The organism is Streptomyces lothianensis, from assembly GCF_047779955.1.
Taxonomy (GTDB): Bacteria; Actinomycetota; Actinomycetes; order Streptomycetales; family Streptomycetaceae; genus Streptomyces.
In genome coordinates, this window is the sequence record NZ_JBLMKT010000011.1 from 59,252 (window position 1) to 78,782 (window position 19,531).

Genomic DNA, 19,531 nt, shown 5'->3' on the forward strand with positions numbered 1-19,531 from the left:
ATGTACGCGGTGTGGGTGCTTGGCGTCCCCGGCAGTCGGCCTGCCCGGAACCCCGTCACTGAGGGGATGACGTCATCGTCGACCCCATCTTTCCAGACTTGCCGAATTGCTCCAGCCCGCCCGGAGACGGGAAAAAGAGGAAACAGGGGAACAGAGGAACAGGGGAAGGGGTCGGCGGATGCCTCAGTCGAGCCCGAGCTCGTCCTTGCCGTACGCGAAGAGGTACGGCACGTCGGCGCCGGCTCGGATCTTCTCGGCCGCGCCGGTGGCCCGGTCCACGATCGTGGCCACGCCGACGACCTCGGCGCCTGCCTCCCGTACCGCCTCGACGGCGGTCAGCGGGGAACCTCCGGTGGTGGAGGTGTCCTCGACCACGAGCACGCGGCGGCCCTTGATTTCCGGCCCCTCGACTCGGCGCTGCAGGCCGTGCGCCTTGGCGGACTTGCGCACGACGAAGGCGTCGAGCCGCTGACCGCGGGCGGCCGCCGCGTGCAGCATCGCGCCGGCGACCGGGTCGGCGCCCATGGTCAGGCCGCCCACGGCGTCGAAGTCGAGGTCGGCGGTGAGGTCGAGCAGCACCTGGCCGACGAGAGGGGCGGCCTCGCCGTCGAGGGTGATGCGGCGGAGGTCGACGTAGTAGTCGGCCTCGATCCCGGAGGAAAGCGTCACCTTGCCGTGCACGACGGCCTTGTCCTTGATCTGCTGCAGCAGCGCCGCGCGTACGTCACTCATGGTGGCCAGGGTATCCGGCACCGTTCGCCCCTGCGTGGGTGCCTTCGCGGGGCTGCGCCCCGCGGGCTGCTCCGCGGCGGTCCGGGACTCCGGGGCTGACGCCCCAGGCCCCAGGCCCCAGGCCTCAGGCCCCCGGTCCCGGTCCCGGTCCCGGACCCCGATCAGAGCCGGCGCCAGCTCCACGTCATCGATGCCTCCAGCGGGTCGATCGGGGTGACCAGGCGGGGGTGGGTGTTCAGGCCGTTGGGCGGTCCCGTCTGGGGCTCGACGCAGAGCGCCTCCGGCTGCTCGTCGTAGAGCACGACCCACTGCTCCCGGCTGCGCACCCGGAGCTCCAGTTCCTCCGGCCACGTCACCGTGACGTCCACCCCGTCCGGCATCCCGAAGCAGTCGTCCCAGGGCCCGGGCTGCGGGCTGATGCGCTTGCCCGTGGGCAGGTGGTTCTCGCCGCGTTCCTCCTGCCAGGCCGCCTCGAAGGCGAGCGAGGCCTCGGCGCCGCCCTCGCGCAGGGCCCGCCTGAACCACGGGTGCCAGCCGATCTGCGCCGGGAAGGACTCCCCGTAGGTCTCGATCCCCATCGTGACCGTCAGACCGTCCTCGGCCAGTTCGAAGATCTGCGTGACGCGCCCGTCCCACGGCCAGGGGTCGGTCAGGTCGTATGTGAGGACGGCCTCGGTCGCCGAGGAGCGGGCCAGGCGCCAGGCCGCGTTCCGTACGGTGCCGTGGATCGCGTGCGGCGGGTTGTCGACGGGCAGCTGGTAGGTCTGGCCGCCGGAGAGGAAGCGGCCGTTCTCGGTGCGGCCGCACCACGGGACCATCGGGAAGCAGCCGTAGTGGCCGCCCTGCCGCAGCACCTCGGTGCCGTCGATCCGCAGCGAGCCGATCCGGCATCCGCCCGCGCCCTGCACGGTCAGTTCCGCGGCGCCTGCGACCAGTGTGATGTCGTCCTTTGTTGTCACGCCCCCGACTCTAGGCCGTGGGTACGAGGCAATGCCCGGCGGTCGGCGGCCGTCGGCGGTGAGCAGCCGTCGGAGGGCGTCGGCGGTCGGCGGCCGTCAGCGGCGACGGCGCAGGATGCGGCCGACGACGACGGCCGAGGCCACGACGAGCGCGGCCGCCGGGGCCACCCACCGCAGGGTGTCCGCCGCGGAGCCGCTGTCCGGTGCGGGTACCGGGGCGTAGCGGCCGCGCGGCGGGGCGTGGTCGACCTCCTCGGCGCTGCGGCCGATCATCGTGCGCCGCGCGTGCGTGGCCTCACCGGGCACATCGCCGAACACCTCGTCGAGCTCGTCGGCCAGGGCCTCGTGCTGGTCGCGGGCGAAGGCGGGCGGGGGGACCTCGCTGTCGAAGGCGGAGGTGGGGGTGTCGGCGGACTCGGCGGACTCGGCGGACTCGCCGGACTCGCCGGACTCACCAGGTCCGGCCGACTCGCCTGGCTCGGCGACCCCGCCGTCCCTGGCCGCAGCGGAACTCGCTGCTGCAGCGGAGCCCCCTGCCGCTGCCGAATCCGCCTCCGCCGCCACCTGTCCCAACCGCTCCGCGAACCGCCGCAGCAGCCGTCGCGCGGCCGAGTCCGCCGCGTCGGTGTCGGCCTGAGCCGCCCGCCCCTCGGTCTTCGCCCCGCCGCTGAACGCCAGTGTCGTACCGCCGTCGCCCGGGACGAGACGCAGCTGGAGGGCGAGCTGCACGGATCCGGAGCCGCGTACCTCGGTGGCGTCGCCCTCGATGGCGTAAGCATCACCGCGTTCCGTGAGCTGTGCGGTGCCGCGGTAGGTGATGGTGTGACCGCCGATCCGTACCTTGAGGCGGCCTTCGAGCGGGCCGCCGTCGGCCGCGCGCTGCAGCCCGGGAACGGACCGGGCGACCGCTTCGGGGTCCCCCAGGGCATGCCGCAGTTCGGCTTCGGGCACCGGAACGAACACCTCGGACTCCATGCCTCGCGAGCCTACCGGCGGGGTTCTCGCGGGGGCAGTGGTTCTGCGCGTTCGGGGCAACACCCGCCCCGGAACGCCACCCGGAGCGCCCCCGCAGGCGCGAACGCACAGCCGCCCCCCACCACACCGCACCCGCGCCGCACCCACCCGCACTCCTCCCTCAGAACCGCGGATGCACCAGCGACGAGGGCTCCACCGCCACCCGTGTCCGCTCCACCTCCCGCGCCCCGTCCCGCAGTGCTCCGGGGCTGACCGAGCGGTAGCGGTGGCCGGGATCGAGGGTGAGGGCCGGTTTCGCATGGCCGGCGAGGACGAAGCCCCAGTCGCGCGGCTCGGAGGGCCCGGCCGCCACCCGGTCGGGTCCGACGGTGTAGCCGGAGGGCCGGCCGTCCGCGCCGTACGGGACGGTGACGAGTCCGGCCGCCCGTACGCTCGCCTCGACCGTCCAGTACGTACGCGGCCTCGTACGCGCCGGACCCGCGTGCACCACGAAGCGGCCGTCCGGGGCGAGCAGCTGCCCGGCGAGGCCGAAGAACTCGCGTGAGTAGAGCTTGGTGGAGGCGGTGATCCCGGGGTCGGGCAGGTCGGAGATGACGACGTCGTACGCGGGCCCCGGTGCCGTACGCAGCCATTGGAAGGCGTCCGTGTGCAGGACCCGCACGCGGGGGTCGGCGAAGGCGTCCCGGTTGAGGGCGACGAGCGCGGGGTCGTGGCGGGCCAGGTCCACCACGGCGGCATCGCGTTCGACGACGTCGACGGCGATGACGCCCCGGTGGCGCAGGACTTCCCGCAGGGCCAGGCCGTCCCCACCTCCGAGCAGCAGCACACGCGCGTGCGGTCCGCTCATCGCGGGCTGCACGAGGGCCTCGTGGTAGCGGTACTCGTCGCGGCCGCTGACCCGGAGGCGGCCGTCGAGGAAAAGGTTCAGGGGGCCGTCGGCCGGGCCGGTGAGGACGACCTCCTGGACGCCGGTCTGCAGGGCGACGCGGATGTCGGGCCCGTAGACCGCGCGCCGCGCCGCCCGCTCGAAGTCGTCGACGAGGACGGCGGCGGTGGCGAGCAGGGCGAGGACGAGGGCGTTGGCGAGGAGCAGCAGGCCGCGACTGCGGCGGCTGAGATCACGCCGGAACAGGCCGAGGACGAGCGCGCCGCCCACGACGGCGTTGACGGCGCCGGTGAGCAGCGCGCCCGTCAACTGTCCGAACAGCGGAAGCAGCAGAAAGGGGAAGGCGAGCCCGCCGGCCAGCGCACCCACGTAGTCCGCGGCGAACAGGTCGGCGACCGCGCCGCCCGCGTCCTGCTGCCGGATCCGCTGGATCAGCGTCATCAGGAGCGGCACCTCGGCGCCGATGAGTACACCGATCGCCAGGGAGAAGGCCACGAGCAGGGCGCGCGATTCGCCGCCCCAGACGAACCCGGCGTACAGCGCCATCGCACTGCACCCGCCGACCAGGGCGAGCACCGCCTCGATCATCCCGAAACCGGCCGCGGCGCGGCAGCGCAGGCGCTTGGCGGCGAGCGAGCCGATACCCATCGCGAAGACCATGACGGACAGGACGACGGAGGCCTGGGTGACGGAATCGCCGATCAGGTACGAGCCGAGGGCGACGAGTTCCAGCTCGTACACCAGTCCGCAGGCCGCACAGACGAAGACGCCCAGGAGCACCAGGAACCGGGCGGTGCGCGTGGACACCGGCAGCCGCACGGCACGGGCCGGCGCCTCCCGGGGCACGGACACGCCGGGAGGTGCGGGCGCGGACGGTTCGATCACGCTGCGAACGCTACGTCACGACCTGTGGACAGCCTGTCACCCACACGGCTCAACTCGCGGCGGCCGCCGGCTGCCGGACCCCGACCCGGGTGCGGGTCGCGACCAGCTGCCCTTCCTGGGGATACGCATGCCACGTACGCCAGTGCACCTGTGCGGGATCCCCGGGCAGGCGCTGTACGAGCAGGGCGGTGAACGCGTGCGGGCTGCCCGGGAACACGCCCACGAGCCCGTTGGGGTGATCGGACACCAGCGCGAGCAGCTCCTGGGCGCGCCCGGCGAAGGAACCGCGGCCGAGCGTCTCGACGCGCGCGGCGAACTCGTACTCCCAGTCCCCCACCTGCTTGGCGACCCCCAGCGGCAGCGGTGTGCTGCTGCCCGGCATACAGGCCACAGTCTCCGAACAGGTGCCCCCCTCCTGGTCGAGAAGGACCTGGTGCGAGGCGCCGAGCAGACGTAACTGCACTTTCACGTCCGCCAGTTCGAGATCGAGCTCCGCGAGGGCCGGAAGCGGCTCACGGCCCAGCGCCCAGGCGAGATCGGAGGCGCGTGTATCGGTGTAGGTGGTCTGGAGGGTGGTGAGCATGGGTCGGCTCCGCAAACACGCAGTGGGAAGGGGATCGGACCTGGCATTCGGCGCGGCACTTGGGCTGGCTCTCGGGTCCGGGCTGCGTCAACAGGTGAAGGGAATCATGGAGGGGAGCGATACCACAGCGTTTTTACCCAACTTCGCCGGGTTTCCATCCCCCCGAGGGCCCCTCAGTTCACCTGTTCTCCACTTTTCAACAAGCAGGAGCCCGCCGGGGCCTTCCTCCGCCCCGCCGGACTCCCGCCTCCCCGTGCCGGACGCCGGACGCCTACCGCGCGCCGCGGGCACCCGGGCCGGCTGCCCCGTGTCAGCCGCCCCCGGATCACCCGCGCCGCGCCGCCTGCTTCCGCCGCCACATCCGCCGCGTCAGCCATATCCGCCGCGTCAGCCGCGTCAGCCGCCAATCCGGCGCGTCAGCTGCTCCCGCCACCGCATCCGCCGCCCCCGCCGCCACTGCTGCCGCCACCGCAGGACGAACCGCTGCCGCCACCGCAGGAGGACCCGCCGCCACAACCCCAGCCGCCCGATCCGCCCGAACTGCCGTCGGCACCACGACCGGCCCAACCGCTGCTCCGCCCGCGCCGCCTCGACTCGCCCCTCAACTGCGCGCCCCTGACCCCCACCAGCATCACCACGATGAGCACCGCGCCCACCACGATCACGAAGTCCATGAAGATCCCCCCGTCCTTCTGCTCTCTGCTCTCTGTCCGGTGTCCCCCGGCCCGGCAGCTCGCTTCTCACGTGCGGGGGAGATGCCCGGAGCCGCCGAACACGAAAGCGGAATTGAGCAACTTCTGAGCTTCAGCAGACGACAACCGCCGCCGCCCACCGGCTTGAGCGATCCGAGTCCCCCTCCCACCGGCTTGAGCAATCCGAGCCCCTCCCTCCCACCGGCTTGCGCGAGGCCTTCTCCCAACCGCTTGAGCGAACCCTTCTCCGCCCCGCAGGATGACCGTCATGACCGCACCCGCAGCGCGCCCCCTCCTCAACGCCCGCCTCGCCGAGTTCGGCACGACGATCTTCGCCGAGATGTCGGCCCTGGCCGTGAAGACCGGAGCGATCAACCTGGGCCAGGGCTTCCCCGACACGGACGGCCCCGAGGCCGTACGGGAAGCGGCGGTGCGGGCGCTGCGCGAGGGCCGCGGCAACCAGTACCCGCCGGGCCCGGGCATCCCCGAACTCCGCACCGCCATCACCGCCCACCAGCAGCGCTTCCACAACCTGGCCTTCGACCCCGACACCGAGGTCCTCGTCACCGCGGGCGCCACCGAGGCCATCGCCGCCACGATGCTCGCCCTGCTCGAACCCGGCGACGAGGTCATCGCCTTCGAGCCGTACTACGACTCGTACGCCGCCTCGATCGCGATGGCCGGTGCCAAACGCGTCCCGCTGACCCTGCGTGCCCCGGACTTCCGCCCCGACCTCGACGCGCTGCGCGACGCGGTCACCGACCGCACCCGCCTGCTCCTCCTCAACTCCCCCCACAACCCGACCGGCATGGTCCTCACCCGCGACGAGCTGACGGCCATCGCGGAACTGGCGGTCGAACGCGACCTGCTCGTCGTCACCGACGAGGTCTACGAACACCTCGTCTTCGACGGTGAACACATCCCGCTGATCTCCCTCCCGGGCATGCGCGAACGCACGGTCTCCATCTCCTCCTCCGGCAAGACCTTCTCGTTCACCGGATGGAAGGTCGGCTGGATCACCGCGTCCGAATCGCTGGTGTCGGCCATCCGCACGGCCAAGCAGTTCCTGACATACGTCTCGGCGGGCCCGTTCCAGTACGCGGTGGCCGAGGCCCTGCGCCTGCCGAACGACTACTTCACCGGGTTCCGCGAGGAGTTGCGCGCGAAGCGCGACATCCTCGCCGACGGGCTCACCTCGGCGGGCTTCGAGGTCTTCCGGCCCCAGGGCACGTACTTCATCACCACCGACATCAGACCCTTCGGCGAAAAGGACGCCTACGCCTTCTGCCGCGCCCTCCCCGAACGCTGCGGCGTCGTCGCCATCCCCAACTCCGTCTTCTACGACGACCCCGACGCCGGACGCAGCCAGGTCCGCTTCGCCTTCTGTAAAAGGGACGGCGTTCTCACCGAAGCAGCCAGTCGACTGCGAAGCCTGGCCGAGTGAACTGACGCCGAGCTACGACGCATTGATGTGGGAAGGGCAGCGTCTCGTGCTCGTCGGGGGCGGGTCCGGCCGGGCAGTCGAATGCTGCAGACGCCTCGGCTCAGGTGGGGAATGCGCCGAGCCATGCCCGGTTGAGCCGGTCTTACGAGTCACTCGCCTACCTCGAGATCCACACGAGCCTCAAGAGGTCAGGCCGCTCGATCGACCCGACCGCTGCCCTACGAGCTCATGCCCTGGGCCGGTGCTCGGACTGACCGGACACCACGGCCCGCCGTACGTGAACGACTGCTGAGGCAGTGGGCCGGGGCATGAGGCGTGCGCTCTGGGCTATTCCCGGCCGCCGGAGAACAGCAGCTCGGTCAGCGCGCGGAACACGTCCTCCGGATCCCGCTCGCCCACCGGCCCCCGCAGGTTCTCGGCAAGGAGCAGCGTGGTGAACCCATGGGCGAGCGACCAGGCGGCGATCCCCGCGAGCCGGGCGCTGTCGCCACGCCCGGCTTCCGGCATCCCGGCGACGCCGGCGACGCCGGCGACGCCGGCCCGCAGTTCCGCGCCCGCGCGGGCGCGGGCCGCGAGCAGGGCGGTGTCGTCGCCGTGCAGCAGGTCCGGGCGGAACATGACCTGGAAGTGCGCGGGGTGCTCGATCCCGAACCGGACGTAGCGCACCCCGCGTTCGCGCAGATCGGCGGCGTCGGCGAGGGCGTCCGCAAGCAGCCCGTAGCCCTCCTCGGCGATCGCGGTGAGCAGTCCCGTGCGGTCCTTGAAATGGTGCGCGGGCGCCGCATGCGAAACCCCGGCGCGACGGGCGAGATCGCGCAGGCTCAGGGCGCCCGGGCCCTCGGCGGCGATCACGTCGAGGGCCGCGGTCAGGACGGCGCGGCGCAGATCGCCGTGATGGTACGCGCCGCTCTTGGTGGTGGTCATGCCCAGCAGACTACGCCTCATCTAGTCATTGACAAGTTGGGGTGGAGGTCGCAATCTAGGCAGTGTCAAGTTTGTGGGCATGGGTGGCGCAGGACGGAGAGGGCCATGTCGGATCAGAAGGATCAGGTGGGTCAGGTGGATCAGGTGGGTCGGAAGAGTCAGAAGGGTGAGATCGAGGTCGGGCGCGTACGGCAGTTGTGGCATCTGCTGGAGCCGCTGCACGCGGTGGCCTATTTCGCCCCGGAGGCCTTCGACGAATCGGGGCGGCTCGGCATCGGGTCCGGCCGTTGGCCGACCTACTTCGCCTGGCGGGCCGCACCGCTCGGGGCGGTGGGGTGCGAGCAGGTGACGTCCGCCTTCTACAGCTTCAGCCCGGGGACGGTCGGGGAACACATCCCCTCCGTATGGGACGCCGCGGACCCCGAGGCCGTCCTGGCCGCACGCCATCGCGCCGTCGACCGCGCGTACCGCGCGCTCTTCGGTGACCTTGTCGACTCCCCCGAGCTGGCCGAGGCCGCCGCCCTGGCCCGCCGCGCCGCCGCGGCCGCCGTACACGCGGGCCGGCCGCTCGCTGCCGCCAACGCGGCGCAGCCCTGGCCCGAGGCTCCGCATCTGGTGCTCTGGCAGGCCGCGACGATCCTGCGCGAGCACCGTGGGGACGGTCACCTCGCGGCGTTGCTGACCGCGGAGCTCGACCCGGTGGAGTCACTGGTGTCGTTCGCGGCGATCGGGGCGGCGCCCGAGGAGACCTTCGCCAGCCGGGGCTGGAGCAGGCAGGAGTGGGCCGCGGCGCGCGAACGGCTGTCCGGGCGCGGCCTGCTGGAGCCGGACGGCACCGCGACGGACGCGGGGCGTGCGCTGCGCGCCGAAGTCGAGCGCCACACGGACATGCTGGCGGCACCGCCCTGGCAGGCACTGGGCGCGACGGACATGAACCGGCTCGGCGACCTCCTGGGGGACTACTGGGTCGCGGTCATCGGATCGGGAATGCTGCCCGGCACGAACACGCTGGGCATCGGCAAGGTGTGACCGACGGCCTGCCCCGCGCTGCCGTTGGACGCCGCTCAGCCGCCCGGCCGCCACGACCCCGTGCCGACCAGGTGCCGAGCAGGTGCCGACCAGGTGCCGAGCAGGTGCCGAGCAGATGGTGCCGACACCACGGTGCGGCGGCCGGCGTCACCCGGAGGCTCGGCGAGCCTTGTCCGGGCGGCCCGTACAGCAGAATGCTCGGGCATGACCTACACAATCACCGCCGCCCGCCCGGAAGACGCAGCGACACTGGGCCCCCTCCACCTGCACAACTGGCTGCGGAACTACCTCGATCCGGCCGCGGGCATCGACGAGGCCTGGATCCGCGAACACCGCGGTTCGTCCGCCACCGCCGAAGGCATCGCGCAGTGGCGCGACTTCATCGAGGCGGCGAACCGGCACCCGGACGCCCCGCACTTCTGCCGAGTCGTCCGGTCCGACACGGAGATCGTCGGCTACCTCTGCGGCCACTGGGAGGGGTCGGAGTCCATCACCCTCGGACCCATGTATCTCCTGGACGACGCCCAGGGCCACGGCCTCGGCACCCGCATGATGACCGACTTCCTCACCTGGGCGGGCTCCGCACGGATCCGCCTGGGGGTCGTCGACTGCAACAAGGGCGCGATCCGGTTCTACCGGCGCCACGGTTTCGATATCGCAGGCGAGCGCTACCTGTGGCGCGACCGACTGCCCACCATGCCGATGATGCGCGAGCCCCTGTCAGCCTCCGCCGCCACCTCCGACTGAGCGCAGCGCCGGGCCCAGCACGGGAACGTGCCCGGAGCGGTCACCCACTCCCAACTCGTCGCGCGGTGTCGCCGTGGCCGTGATCATGGAGTGGGCGACGGTGCGACCGACCCGCTCCCGGGTGCGCGGCTCGAACGAAAGGTGTTCAGTGGCCTCGGGGTTGCCGTAGATCGCGTGGACGGCGCCTGCGTCGTCGATGCCGATCTCCCGCAGGAGCAGGCGAAGGGACCCGTTAGGCGGAGAGGAAGACTCTTCGATGCGCATCCGGCGCAGCGCGCGCACGCGTCGGGGTGGTCGGAGCGGTCGGGGTGGTCGGAGCGGTCGGAGCGGTCGGAGCGGTCGGAGCCTGACCCGGAGAGCGCCTGTATCCGAACAATTCGCTTTCCGGCGCGCTGGATCGAGACGCACCATGGTGCGCATGACGCTGACCACACCCACCCTGCACACCGACCGCCTGCGACTGCGGCCCTTCACCGACACCGACGCCGGGCAGCTCTTCAAGCTGCACAGCGACACCCGTGTCATGCGGTACATGGACTCCCCGCCATGGGACGACCCGGCGCGGGCCGGGCGGTTTCTCGCGAAGTGTGCGGAGATGGCCGAGGAAGGCACGGGGGCCCGGGTGGCCATCGAGCGGGTTTCCGACAGGGAGTTCGAGGGGGAGTTCGTCGGGTGGTGCGGGCTGTTCGGCTGGAATCCGGACTACCGCAGCGCCACGTTGGGTTACTGCCTCGGCGAGGCCGCGTGGGGGCACGGATACGCGACGGAGGCGGCGCGTGCGTTGCTGACGTGGGGGTTCGAGACGCTGGACCTCAACCGGGTGCAGGCCGAGGCCGATACGCGCAATGCGGCTTCCGGCCGGGTGCTGGAGAAGGTCGGGTTCGTGCGGGAGGGGACGTTGCGGGAGGACTGCATCGTGAACGGCGACGTCTCGGACTCGTGGGTGTACGGGCTGCTCAGGCGGGAGTGGCGCACAGGTTGATCTGGTAGGTTCGCCGCCGATATCACCTAGGGAGGTTAGGTGATGGCGGTGGAGGGGGTGGCTGGGTGCGGGTGAATCGCCTGCTCGTGGTCGTCCTCACGGTGCTCGCCACCGCCACGTTCCTGTGCGGGACCGCTTCGGCCGCCGCCGATGCGCGGATGCCCGCCGCTGCCGTGAGTGCCGCCGGTGCGGCCGGTCCCGCCGGTCCCGCGAGTCCCGCAGGTGCTGCCGGCATCGCAGGTGCTCCCGGCGTCGCCATCTGTGAGCGGTGTCCGGGCGAGGGCGGGCCGCCGTACTGCGGTGATCTGGATCATCAGGCGGTACGGGCCGCGTCCGGCGAGGCGGCACCGAGGGGCGTCCCGGGGCCGGAATCCACAGGTGTGTGCGCGTGTGCGCCGGATTCGTCCGCCCATGCCGTCTCCGCCGTCTCCGCCGTTTGCCTGCGGGGCTCTCCGGCGACCCGCGCACCCGACCTTCATCTGCTGCAGCTCTGGCGCGTGTAGAGGGAGCGAGCGACCACACGCCCAGCAGCCACCCATCAGCAGCACCGTCGTGCCGTAGTACGTCAGCGGCGCGGCGGGAGAAGGACATGCCATGGCAGCAAACGCCCGTTCCAAGAACCAGAGCGCAAAGGCGCAGAAGGAGGCCCGGCGGGCCCGGATCGAGGAGATGCGGCGGGCCGAGCAGGCCCGTGACCGCCGTAACCGGATCATCGCGATCACCGCTTCCGCACTCGTTCTCGCCGGGATCGCCGGAGGCGGCGGGTACCTCTTCCTGTCCGTCGAGGAGCAGGAGCAGGCGCGGGAGAAGGCGCGGGCCGCGCCGGTCCGGGGCGAGAAGACCTGGGCGGATCTGAGCCAGAACCATGTCGAGACGGAGGTCGACTACCCGATGGCCCCGGCCGCGGGCGGCGACCACCGGCCGGTCTGGCTCAACTGCGACGCCCAGGTCTATACGGAGGAGGTCGGCGAGGAGAACGCCGTGCACTCCCTTGAGCACGGCGCGGTCTGGATCACGTACAACGGTGACGCCTCCGAGGCGGATGTCGAGAAACTCGGCGAGAGGGTGGCGAAGACCCCGTACACGTTCCTCAGCCCGTACAAGGACCAGTCCTCGCCGATAGCGCTCACCGCCTGGGGCCGTCAGCTGAAGGTCGATTCGGCCGATGACGACCGAGTGGGCGCGTTCCTGGAGAAGTACGTCCAGGGTCCGCAGACACCTGAACCGGGTGCGGCCTGCAGCGGCGGGAGCATGGCGTGAGGGATGACGGTACGAGGGGTCACGGCGTGAGGGATGACGGCGTGAGGGGTGCCGTCGTGAGGGATCACCGCGTGAGGTGAGGTCGCCCGTGTCAGGTGCGGCCGGGCGCGGCCATCGTCGTGCCCGGCCGCCGCGACCGTTGCGGCAACTCACGCATCAGCAGGCCCTCTTGACGGCCCATCAGAGCGTCACCACACTCACCTGAGTGAGACGGCAGCGGCCGCACCCCGTGTCGTTCACCGCGCACGCACCACGCTCCACAGCACGGCCGGGACGCGCACCCGCGCGCTCCCGTACGCAGCCGGGCAGCATCCCCGCCCGGCCCAGCCAAGGAGTACGAGTGAGACGCACCCCCACAGCCGGCCGCACACTCGGGACCGCCCTCGGCGCCCTGGTCTCGGCCGGAGCTCTCCTCTTCGCCGGATCCGCCACCGCGACCGCCGCCGCGACCGCCGCCGCGGAACCTGCCGCCGGCACCCCGTCCGCTGCCGTTCACGAGCAGTCGGCCTCGGCCGAGTCACTCGCCTCGTTCTGGACGGCGGAGCGGATGCGTTCCGCCGAGCCGCTCGACGTACTGCCGCTCGGCGCGAGCGATCTCGCGCGCCTGGGTCCGCAGTCCGTCGCCAAGGGCGAGAAGTCCACGGTCGCCCCCACCTCCGCGGACCGTACGGCGGTCGGTCCGACGGCGTTCCCGCAGCAGGGCGGGCCCTGGAGCGGCGGCGGCGCCGTCGTCCAGACCTCCGGCCGGGTGTTCTTCAGCTTCGACGGCCGTACGGCGTCCTGCTCCGGCAACGCGGTCACCAGCGCCAACGAGAGCACGGTCATCACGGCCGGGCACTGCGTGAAGTACCAGGGCAGCTGGCACACCGACTGGGTCTTCGTGCCCGGCTACCACGACGGCCAGGCGCCCCACGGCCAGTGGAGCGCGAGCCAGACGCTGACCACCCCGCAGTGGGAGGCCAGTGAGGACATGAACTATGACATCGGCGCGGCGGTCGTCCAGCCCCTGAACGGCAGCACGCTCACCGACGTGGTCGGCGGCCAGGGCCTGCAGTTCAACGGCGGCTACAACCAGGACATGTACGCGTTCGGCTTCCCCGCCGCCGACCCGTACGACGGCGAGAAGCTGATCTACTGCAGCGGCGCCACGTCGAAGGACTGGCTCTTCTCCAACGACCACGGCATGAGCTGCAACATGACCGGCGGCTCCAGCGGCGGCCCCTGGTTCGCCCAGTTCGACGAGGGCTCCGGCACCGGCCTGCAGGCCTCGGTGAACAGCTTCGGCTACGTGTTCTGGCCGAACCGGATGTTCGGCCCGTACTTCGGCAACGAGGCGCAGAGCCTGTACCAGACCGCCCAGAACTCCTGATCGGTCCGACGGCTACGGCGAGAGCCCGGCCGGGACACGCGGGCATGGTGCTCGCGTGCCTGGCCGGGCTCTCGCCGTACGAGGCTGCTGCCTGCTCCTCGTCGCTGCTGCCTGCTCTGCGGCGCTACTGCCTAGCCCTCGTCCTCGGGCTTGTCCTCCTGCGGCTTGTCCGCCGAGTCGACGTCCTTGACGAGGCCGAGGTGCTCGACCAGCCAGCGGTCGAACTCGATGGCGGCGCGCACCCAGCTGACCGTGGAGGACACGAAGTGCTCCAGGTGGACGCCGGTGCCGATGAGGGTCTGGGCCTCACCGATGAGGCGGACGGTCGCGGTGCCGTCCTCGTCCTCGTGGGTGTGGCTGTAGACCTTGGGCCACAGGGTGCGGCGGTTCCAGTCGTCGATGGCGTCGAGGATCTGGGTCTTGGACTCCATGGCGTGCGGGCGGTCGTAGAACGTCCGCACCGAGAACACGGCCTGGTCGCCCTCGCCGCGGAACATGAAGTACGTACGGAACTCCTCCCACGGCGCGACGAGGTCACCCTCGTCGTCCACACCGTGCTTGAGCTCCATCTGGTCCAGAAGCTGCTTGACCAGATCCTGGTCCGGGACGACGGCACCCGCCGGTCCTTGGGCCTGCTGCTTCTTGGGCTGGCCCCCGAAGTTCGGAATCGAGGACGGGTCGATGCTCACGCGGGATTTCCCTTCGTACGGATTGACCCATCCTCCCCCATGCCGGGCGGGGCTTGTAAAGCCCCGCCCGGGGCGGGTCCGGAGGTTCCGCTGCGGGCGGACGCGCACAGCGCGTCCAGGGCGGCGGTCCCGGCCTCAGGTCCTCAGGGCCTCAGGGCCTCACGCCGAGGCAGGCCCGACGATCAGGCCGTCCGCCGCCGTGTCCCCGGCCACGTCCACCCGTACCGTGTCGCCGTCCTTGACCTCCCCCGCGAGGATCTCCTTCGCGAGGCGGTCGCCGACGGCGGTCTGGATGAGGCGGCGCAGGGGGCGGGCGCCGTACGCCGGGTCGTTGCCCTCCTCGGCCAGCCAGGCGAGGGCCGCCGGGGTGACGTCGAGGGTGAGCCGGCGTTCGGCGAGTCGCTTGGCGAGACGGCCGATCTGCAGCTCGGCGATGTGCGCCAGCTCGTCCTTGTCCAGCGCCGAGAAGACCACGAGGTCGTCGAGGCGGTTCAGGAACTCCGGCTTGAAGGAGGCCCGCACCGCTTCCAGGACCTGCTGCTTCTTCTGCTCGGCGCCGGTCGTCGGGTCGACCAGGTACTGGCTGCCGAGGTTCGAGGTGAGGATGAGGATGGTGTTGCGGAAGTCGACGGTCCTGCCCTGGCCGTCGGTGAGGCGGCCGTCGTCGAGGACCTGGAGCAGGATGTCGAAGACCTCCGGATGCGCCTTCTCGACTTCGTCGAGCAGCACGACGGAGTACGGACGCCGGCGTACCGCTTCCGTCAGCTGTCCGCCCTCCTCGTATCCGACGTAGCCGGGAGGCGCACCGACGAGCCGGGCGACGCTGTGCTTCTCGCCGTACTCCGACATGTCGATACGGACCATCGCCCGCTCGTCGTCGAAGAGGAAGTCGGCCAGCGCCTTGGCCAGCTCGGTCTTGCCGACACCGGTCGGTCCCAGGAACAGGAACGATCCGGTGGGGCGGTCGGGGTCGGCGATTCCGGCGCGGGTGCGGCGTACGGCGTCGGAGACCGCCTGGACGGCCTCGGTCTGGCCGATGAGCCGCTTGCCCAGTTCGGATTCCATCCGGAGGAGTTTCTGGGTCTCGCCTTCGAGGAGGCGTCCGGCCGGGATGCCGGTCCAGGAGCCGACGACCTCCGCGATGTCGTCGGGGCCGACCTCCTCCTTGACCATGGTGTCCTTGGCCGCCTCCTGCTCGGCCTCGGCCTCGGAGGCCTCCTGGAGTTCGCGCTCCAGGGTCGGGATCTCCCCGTAGAGCAGCTTGCTCGCGCTGTCGAAGTCGCCGTCGCGCTGGGCGCGCTCCGCCTGGCCGCGCAGGGCGTCCAGCCGCTCCTTCAGCTCGCCGACGCGGTTGAGGGAGGACTTCTCCTTCTCCCAGCGCGCGGTGAGCCCGCGCAGCTCCTCCTCCTTGTCGGCGAGGTCGCGGCGCAGCTTCTCCAGGCGTTCGCGCGATGCGGGGTCGGTCTCCTTGTCGAGGGCCAGCTCCTCCATGCGGAGGCGGTCGACGGCGCGTTGGAGTTCGTCGATCTCGACGGGCGAGGAGTCGATCTCCATCCTGAGCCGGGAGGCGGCCTCGTCGACCAGGTCGATGGCCTTGTCGGGGAGGAAGCGGGAGGTGATGTAGCGGTCGGAGAGGGTGGCGGCGGCGACGAGGGCCGAGTCGGCGATGGCGACCTTGTGGTGGGCCTCGTAGCGGCCCTTCAGTCCGCGCAGGATCGCGATGGAGTCCTCGACGGAGGGCTCGGCGACCAGGACCTGCTGGAAGCGGCGCTCCAGGGCCGGGTCCTTCTCGATCCGCTCGCGGTACTCGTCGAGGGTGGTCGCGCCGACCATCCGCAGTTCGCCGCGCGCGAGCATCGGCTTCAGCATGTTGCCGGCGTCCATCGCGGAGTCGCCGCCCGCGCCCGCGCCGACGACGGTGTGCAGCTCGTCGATGAAGGTGATGATCTGCCCGTCGCTCTCCTTGATCTCGGAGAGGACGGTCTTCAGGCGCTCCTCGAACTCACCGCGGTACTTGGCGCCCGCGACCATGGCGCCCAGGTCGAGGCTGACCAGACGCTTGTCACGCAGGCTCTCGGGGACGTCGCCCTTCACGATGCGCTGCGCGAGCCCCTCGACGACGGCGGTCTTGCCGACGCCGGGCTCACCGATGAGCACGGGGTTGTTCTTGGTACGGCGGGAGAGGACCTGGACGACGCGGCGGATCTCCTGGTCCCGGCCGATCACCGGGTCGAGCTTGCCCTCGCGCGCGGCGGCGGTGAAGTCGGTCCCGAACTTCTCCAGGGCCTTGTACGAGCCTTCGGGATCGGCCGTGGTCACCCGTCGGGTACCCCTCGTCTTCTGGAAGGCGTCGAGCAGCCGCTTGGCGGTGGCGCCCTCGTTCGCGAGGACGGTACCCGCCTGGCCGCCCTTCTCGGCGGTCCCGATCAGCAGATGCTCGGTCGACAGGTACTCGTCGCCGAGCTCCTTGGCCTGCTTCGCGGCCTCCGCGATCACCGCGAGCAGCTCACGGTTGGGCTGCGGCGGCGAGACGGTGGAGCCCGTCACGCTGGGCAGGCCCGCGAGGACGCGCTCGGCGCCGGAGCGTACGGCCGCCTGGTCGGCGTCGACGGCGGCGAGCAGGTCGGTGATGTTCTCGTTGTCCTGGCCCTCCAGCAGCGCAAGCAGCAGGTGCGCGGGGGTCAGATCCGGGTGTCCGGCGGACACGGCGCGGCTGGTCGCCGCATTGATCGCGTCCCGGCTCCTGTTGGTCAGCTCGGCGTCCACGTGGGGCTTCTCCTCCTGTTGGGGGTGGATTCGGACTCTGACTCATACAACGTGCACAAAGTTGAGTCTATTCCACTCAAGGTGGTGGGGGAAGCGCGGACAGGTCCGCGTTCCCCGGGGCGGGTCCGCTTCCCCGGGCCCGCGGCCCCCGGATCCGCATTCCCCCGGTACGCGTTCCCCGGGCCCTCATTCCCTGGGTACGCGCCGCACCCATGGCCTAGATTCCGGAGCATGGCCATCGACCCGCGCAGCCCCGACCCCGCCTACCTCAGCTTCTGGCGTGAGCGGCACATGTGCACCCTGACAACCCTGAGGCCCGACGGCACCCCGCACGTGGTGCCGGTCGGCGCGACCTACGACCCGGAGGCGGGTGTCGCACGGGTGATCACCAACAAGTCCAGCAGAAAGGTCGCCAACATCCTGGCGGCGGGCCGGAGCGGAGCGCGCGTCGCGATCTGCCAGGTCGACGGCGGCCGCTGGGCGACCCTGGAGGGCGTGGCCCGCATCCGCACGGAACCGGATCTCATCGCGGACGCGGTCCGCCGCTACGCCGAGCGCTACACCCGCACCCCGGCGCCCAACCCGGACCGGGTGCTCATCGAGGTGACGCTTTCGCGGGCGATGGGGCGAGCCTGAACACGTGAGCGGGCGGGCGGCTCCGTGGGCGTGCGGGCGGACGTGGAAATGACAGCGGCGCCACCGTGTTCAGGTCCACGGTGACGCCGCTGTTGGGGGGAGCGCCTGAGCGATGTCTGACGACGGGGGATCGCTTCAGGCGCTGCGGGGGGTGGCGGGGATGTGTTCGGGGTCGGCCAGCGGCTCCACGAGCTGGTGGTCGCGCTGGTCGAGGTTCACGAAGACCATTCCGTAGCGCACGACACACCGCACGGGCTGCGGTGCGCCACGGGGCCGGCGCAAGCACCGGAAGGCCCGGACGTCGTCGTCCTCCGCGTCACGCACCACCACCACGGGCTCACCGAACAGCGTGACCATCAACGAGTCGCCGGGCCGGGGGATGGCCGTGACGAGGTCGACGAAGTGCCAGCCGGAGCGGTAGGCCGTGGCCATCTCCCGGCGGAAGGTTCGGTCGTCCGGAGGGGTGGTCATGGATCAGCTCCAGCCGGGATCCGCGGGCTGCGCGGCGATGGTCTCGGTGACAACGTGCCAGCCGGGATCGGCGGGCGGTGCAGCGACGGTCTCCGTCGCGAAGTGCCAGCCCGGGTCGGCCAGCTGCACGGAGCCGTTCTCCGGGGGGGTGTGCCAGCCGGGGTCGTTGGCCGCGCCGGCGATCCCCGCTGCGGCGGCAGCGACGAAGGCAAGAGCAACCATTGAGCGGATCAGTCTTTTGGCCATGGCCCAGCAACCTCACTTGAAGGTGATGTCTTCGGTGATGTCTTCTTCCAACCCCAACGCTGAAGACGATGACTCAGTCTCGACCCCAGCACCACAGGGACCAGGCATCATGTTCCTGATATGCAGGAGCCTGGGGGTGTACACATGGGGACAAAACCGGAGGAAATCGGTCACCCTCACTCGCACACGGAACTGTGCGATGCCGGAGTGCGGTTGTACGCGAGTGCCCTCCGCACGGGTCGAATCGCCCGGTCAGAAGTCTCACCGGCGCCCTGTCTCGTCGATCTGGCGCTATTGCACCCCGATCCCGATGACGCACGCTGGTTCCGCCCGGTTCCCCCTTCGGCCGCGCTGGCACAGCTGCTGCAGCCCATCGAGCGCGAGATACAGGAGCGTAGGCGACTGACCGCCGAACTGGCGGACGCTTTCGAGCCGTTCATGGCCATCAGCGCCCTCGATCCGCCGACGACCCACTCGATCACCGTCCTCGAAGGCATCGGCCTCATCAACGCCACGCTGGACCGGGTGATCGCCACGTGCTCCGAGGAGCTGCTGACCGTCCAGCCGGGCGGCGGGCGCCCGGTGAAGGCGCTCAAGGAGGCCCTGGAGCGCGTACAGCCGCTTCTCGGGCGCGGCATCAAGATGCGCACCCTCTACCAGCACACCGCGCGCCACACCGAGCTCACCCTGAACTACCTCGACGAGGTCGGCCCGGAGGTCCAGGTCCGCACGCTCGAGGAGATCATCGACCGGCTGATCATCGTGGACCGCAAGGTCGCCTTCATACCGGCGCGCAGCGACCGGCAGATCGCCCTGGAACTGCGCCACCCCGGGCTCGTCGCCTACCTGGTGGGGGTCTTCGACCACTTCTGGCAGCTCGCGGTCCCCATCCGGGAGGAAATACCGTACGACCTCAAGACGGACGAGATCACGGGCGTCCAGCGCTCCATAGCGCGGCTGCTCATCGAGGGCCATGTGGACGAGAGCATCGCGCGCCGCCTGGGAATGAACGTCCGCACCTGCCGCGCCCACATCGCCAAGCTCTCCGCCGCCCTCGGCAGCACGAGCCGCACCCAGCTCGGCTACCTCATCGCCCAGTCCGGCATCCTCGAACAGGATCAGTGACCGGGTCCACGAGGCTCAGGAACCCCGCTGCCCGGCAACCCATCCCGCCAGGCCGCCCAGCCGCCGAACAGTCCGGTCTCGTCGACCAGCGTCTCCCCGACATCGAACACCACAGCCCGCACCATGCATAC

18 protein-coding genes are annotated in these 19,531 nt (G+C 71.1%); 8 read left to right on the forward strand and 10 right to left on the reverse strand.

Annotated elements, in window-relative coordinates:
- Positions 1–183: 183 nt before the first annotated feature.
- The 5 genes from pyrE to ACLF6P_RS01135 form a co-directional block, all read right to left on the reverse strand.
- Positions 184–732 (reverse strand): orotate phosphoribosyltransferase, encoded by a 549-nt coding sequence (gene pyrE, locus ACLF6P_RS01115; RefSeq protein WP_415947367.1) that lies wholly within the window; start codon positions 730–732, stop codon positions 184–186.
- A 161-nt stretch (positions 733–893) separates the two neighbouring features.
- Entirely contained in the window at positions 894–1,691 is a 798-nt protein-coding gene (locus ACLF6P_RS01120; RefSeq protein WP_415947368.1) for an aldose epimerase family protein, read from the reverse strand.
- A 96-nt stretch (positions 1,692–1,787) separates the two neighbouring features.
- Positions 1,788–2,666 carry an SRPBCC domain-containing protein gene (locus ACLF6P_RS01125; RefSeq protein ID WP_415947369.1) on the reverse strand — a complete coding sequence of 293 codons (879 nt, stop codon included), beginning with the start codon at positions 2,664–2,666 and terminating at the stop codon, positions 1,788–1,790.
- A 160-nt stretch (positions 2,667–2,826) separates the two neighbouring features.
- The gene (locus tag ACLF6P_RS01130; RefSeq protein WP_415947370.1) at positions 2,827–4,437 is read right to left on the reverse strand and encodes a polyamine aminopropyltransferase; all 1,611 of its coding nucleotides are present in this window, start codon (positions 4,435–4,437) and stop codon (positions 2,827–2,829) included.
- A gap of 49 nt (positions 4,438–4,486) precedes the next feature.
- Positions 4,487–5,020 carry a DUF2617 family protein gene (locus tag ACLF6P_RS01135; RefSeq protein WP_415947371.1) on the reverse strand — a complete coding sequence of 178 codons (534 nt, stop codon included), beginning with the start codon at positions 5,018–5,020 and terminating at the stop codon, positions 4,487–4,489.
- Between the two features lie 951 nt (positions 5,021–5,971).
- Between ACLF6P_RS01135 and ACLF6P_RS01140 the strand changes: the two genes are divergently transcribed.
- Positions 5,972–7,156, forward strand: a complete 1,185-nt coding sequence (locus ACLF6P_RS01140) for a pyridoxal phosphate-dependent aminotransferase (RefSeq protein WP_415947372.1) — start codon at positions 5,972–5,974, stop codon at positions 7,154–7,156.
- Positions 7,157–7,483: 327 nt separating this feature from the next.
- On the opposite strand, the gene ACLF6P_RS01145 is transcribed toward ACLF6P_RS01140, so the two are convergent.
- Positions 7,484–8,080, reverse strand: a complete 597-nt coding sequence (locus ACLF6P_RS01145; protein ID WP_415947373.1) for a TetR/AcrR family transcriptional regulator — start codon at positions 8,078–8,080, stop codon at positions 7,484–7,486.
- A 105-nt stretch (positions 8,081–8,185) separates the two neighbouring features.
- Between ACLF6P_RS01145 and ACLF6P_RS01150 the strand changes: the two genes are divergently transcribed.
- The 5 genes from ACLF6P_RS01150 (at position 8,186) to ACLF6P_RS01170 (ending at position 13,467) form a co-directional block, all read left to right on the forward strand.
- Entirely contained in the window at positions 8,186–9,109 is a 924-nt protein-coding gene (locus ACLF6P_RS01150) for an SCO6745 family protein (protein WP_415947374.1), read from the forward strand.
- Between the two features lie 204 nt (positions 9,110–9,313).
- The gene (locus ACLF6P_RS01155; RefSeq protein WP_415947375.1) at positions 9,314–9,856 is read left to right on the forward strand and encodes a GNAT family N-acetyltransferase; all 543 of its coding nucleotides are present in this window, start codon (positions 9,314–9,316) and stop codon (positions 9,854–9,856) included.
- A gap of 418 nt (positions 9,857–10,274) precedes the next feature.
- On the forward strand, positions 10,275–10,838 hold the full coding sequence (locus ACLF6P_RS01160; protein WP_415947376.1) for a GNAT family N-acetyltransferase: 564 nt from the start codon (positions 10,275–10,277) through the stop codon (positions 10,836–10,838).
- A 594-nt stretch (positions 10,839–11,432) separates the two neighbouring features.
- The gene (locus ACLF6P_RS01165; protein ID WP_415947377.1) at positions 11,433–12,098 is read left to right on the forward strand and encodes a DUF3105 domain-containing protein; all 666 of its coding nucleotides are present in this window, start codon (positions 11,433–11,435) and stop codon (positions 12,096–12,098) included.
- Between the two features lie 340 nt (positions 12,099–12,438).
- Entirely contained in the window at positions 12,439–13,467 is a 1,029-nt protein-coding gene (locus tag ACLF6P_RS01170) for a trypsin-like serine peptidase (protein WP_415947378.1), read from the forward strand.
- Positions 13,468–13,598: 131 nt separating this feature from the next.
- Here ACLF6P_RS01170 and ACLF6P_RS01175 read toward each other — a convergent pair whose 3' ends face one another.
- A complete protein-coding gene (locus tag ACLF6P_RS01175) occupies positions 13,599–14,156 on the reverse strand; it encodes a type III secretion system chaperone family protein (protein WP_415947379.1) in 558 nt (185 codons plus the stop codon).
- Between the two features lie 159 nt (positions 14,157–14,315).
- Positions 14,316–16,922, reverse strand: a complete 2,607-nt coding sequence (clpB, locus tag ACLF6P_RS01180; protein ID WP_415947380.1) for an ATP-dependent chaperone ClpB — start codon at positions 16,920–16,922, stop codon at positions 14,316–14,318.
- A gap of 231 nt (positions 16,923–17,153) precedes the next feature.
- Between clpB and ACLF6P_RS01185 the strand changes: the two genes are divergently transcribed.
- The gene (locus ACLF6P_RS01185) at positions 17,154–17,558 is read left to right on the forward strand and encodes a pyridoxamine 5'-phosphate oxidase family protein (protein WP_415947381.1); all 405 of its coding nucleotides are present in this window, start codon (positions 17,154–17,156) and stop codon (positions 17,556–17,558) included.
- A 135-nt stretch (positions 17,559–17,693) separates the two neighbouring features.
- On the opposite strand, the gene ACLF6P_RS01190 is transcribed toward ACLF6P_RS01185, so the two are convergent.
- Positions 17,694–18,029, reverse strand: a complete 336-nt coding sequence (locus ACLF6P_RS01190) for a hypothetical protein (RefSeq protein ID WP_415947382.1) — start codon at positions 18,027–18,029, stop codon at positions 17,694–17,696.
- Between the two features lie 3 nt (positions 18,030–18,032).
- Positions 18,033–18,275 (reverse strand): hypothetical protein, encoded by a 243-nt coding sequence (locus ACLF6P_RS01195; RefSeq protein ID WP_415947383.1) that lies wholly within the window; start codon positions 18,273–18,275, stop codon positions 18,033–18,035.
- A 144-nt stretch (positions 18,276–18,419) separates the two neighbouring features.
- Here ACLF6P_RS01195 and ACLF6P_RS01200 point away from each other — a divergent pair, with 144 nt between their 5' ends.
- Positions 18,420–19,400, forward strand: coding sequence for a helix-turn-helix transcriptional regulator (locus tag ACLF6P_RS01200; protein ID WP_415947384.1), 981 nt, complete (start codon positions 18,420–18,422; stop codon positions 19,398–19,400).
- Positions 19,401–19,531 lie beyond the last annotated feature (131 nt).

Coding starts and splice junctions, on each gene's coding strand:
- pyrE (WP_415947367.1), bottom strand. CDS start 732: ATGAGTGACGTACGCGCGGCGCTGCTGCAGCAGATCAAGGACAAGGCC.
- ACLF6P_RS01125 (WP_415947369.1), bottom strand. CDS start 2,666: ATGGAGTCCGAGGTGTTCGTTCCGGTGCCCGAAGCCGAACTGCGGCAT.
- ACLF6P_RS01135 (WP_415947371.1), bottom strand. CDS start 5,020: ATGCTCACCACCCTCCAGACCACCTACACCGATACACGCGCCTCCGAT.
- ACLF6P_RS01140 (WP_415947372.1), top strand. CDS start 5,972: ATGACCGTCATGACCGCACCCGCAGCGCGCCCCCTCCTCAACGCCCGC.
- ACLF6P_RS01145 (WP_415947373.1), bottom strand. CDS start 8,080: ATGACCACCACCAAGAGCGGCGCGTACCATCACGGCGATCTGCGCCGC.
- ACLF6P_RS01150 (WP_415947374.1), top strand. CDS start 8,186: ATGTCGGATCAGAAGGATCAGGTGGGTCAGGTGGATCAGGTGGGTCGG.
- ACLF6P_RS01155 (WP_415947375.1), top strand. CDS start 9,314: ATGACCTACACAATCACCGCCGCCCGCCCGGAAGACGCAGCGACACTG.
- ACLF6P_RS01160 (WP_415947376.1), top strand. CDS start 10,275: ATGACGCTGACCACACCCACCCTGCACACCGACCGCCTGCGACTGCGG.
- ACLF6P_RS01165 (WP_415947377.1), top strand. CDS start 11,433: ATGGCAGCAAACGCCCGTTCCAAGAACCAGAGCGCAAAGGCGCAGAAG.
- ACLF6P_RS01185 (WP_415947381.1), top strand. CDS start 17,154: ATGGCCATCGACCCGCGCAGCCCCGACCCCGCCTACCTCAGCTTCTGG.
- ACLF6P_RS01190 (WP_415947382.1), bottom strand. CDS start 18,029: ATGACCACCCCTCCGGACGACCGAACCTTCCGCCGGGAGATGGCCACG.
- ACLF6P_RS01195 (WP_415947383.1), bottom strand. CDS start 18,275: ATGGCCAAAAGACTGATCCGCTCAATGGTTGCTCTTGCCTTCGTCGCT.
- ACLF6P_RS01200 (WP_415947384.1), top strand. CDS start 18,420: ATGGGGACAAAACCGGAGGAAATCGGTCACCCTCACTCGCACACGGAA.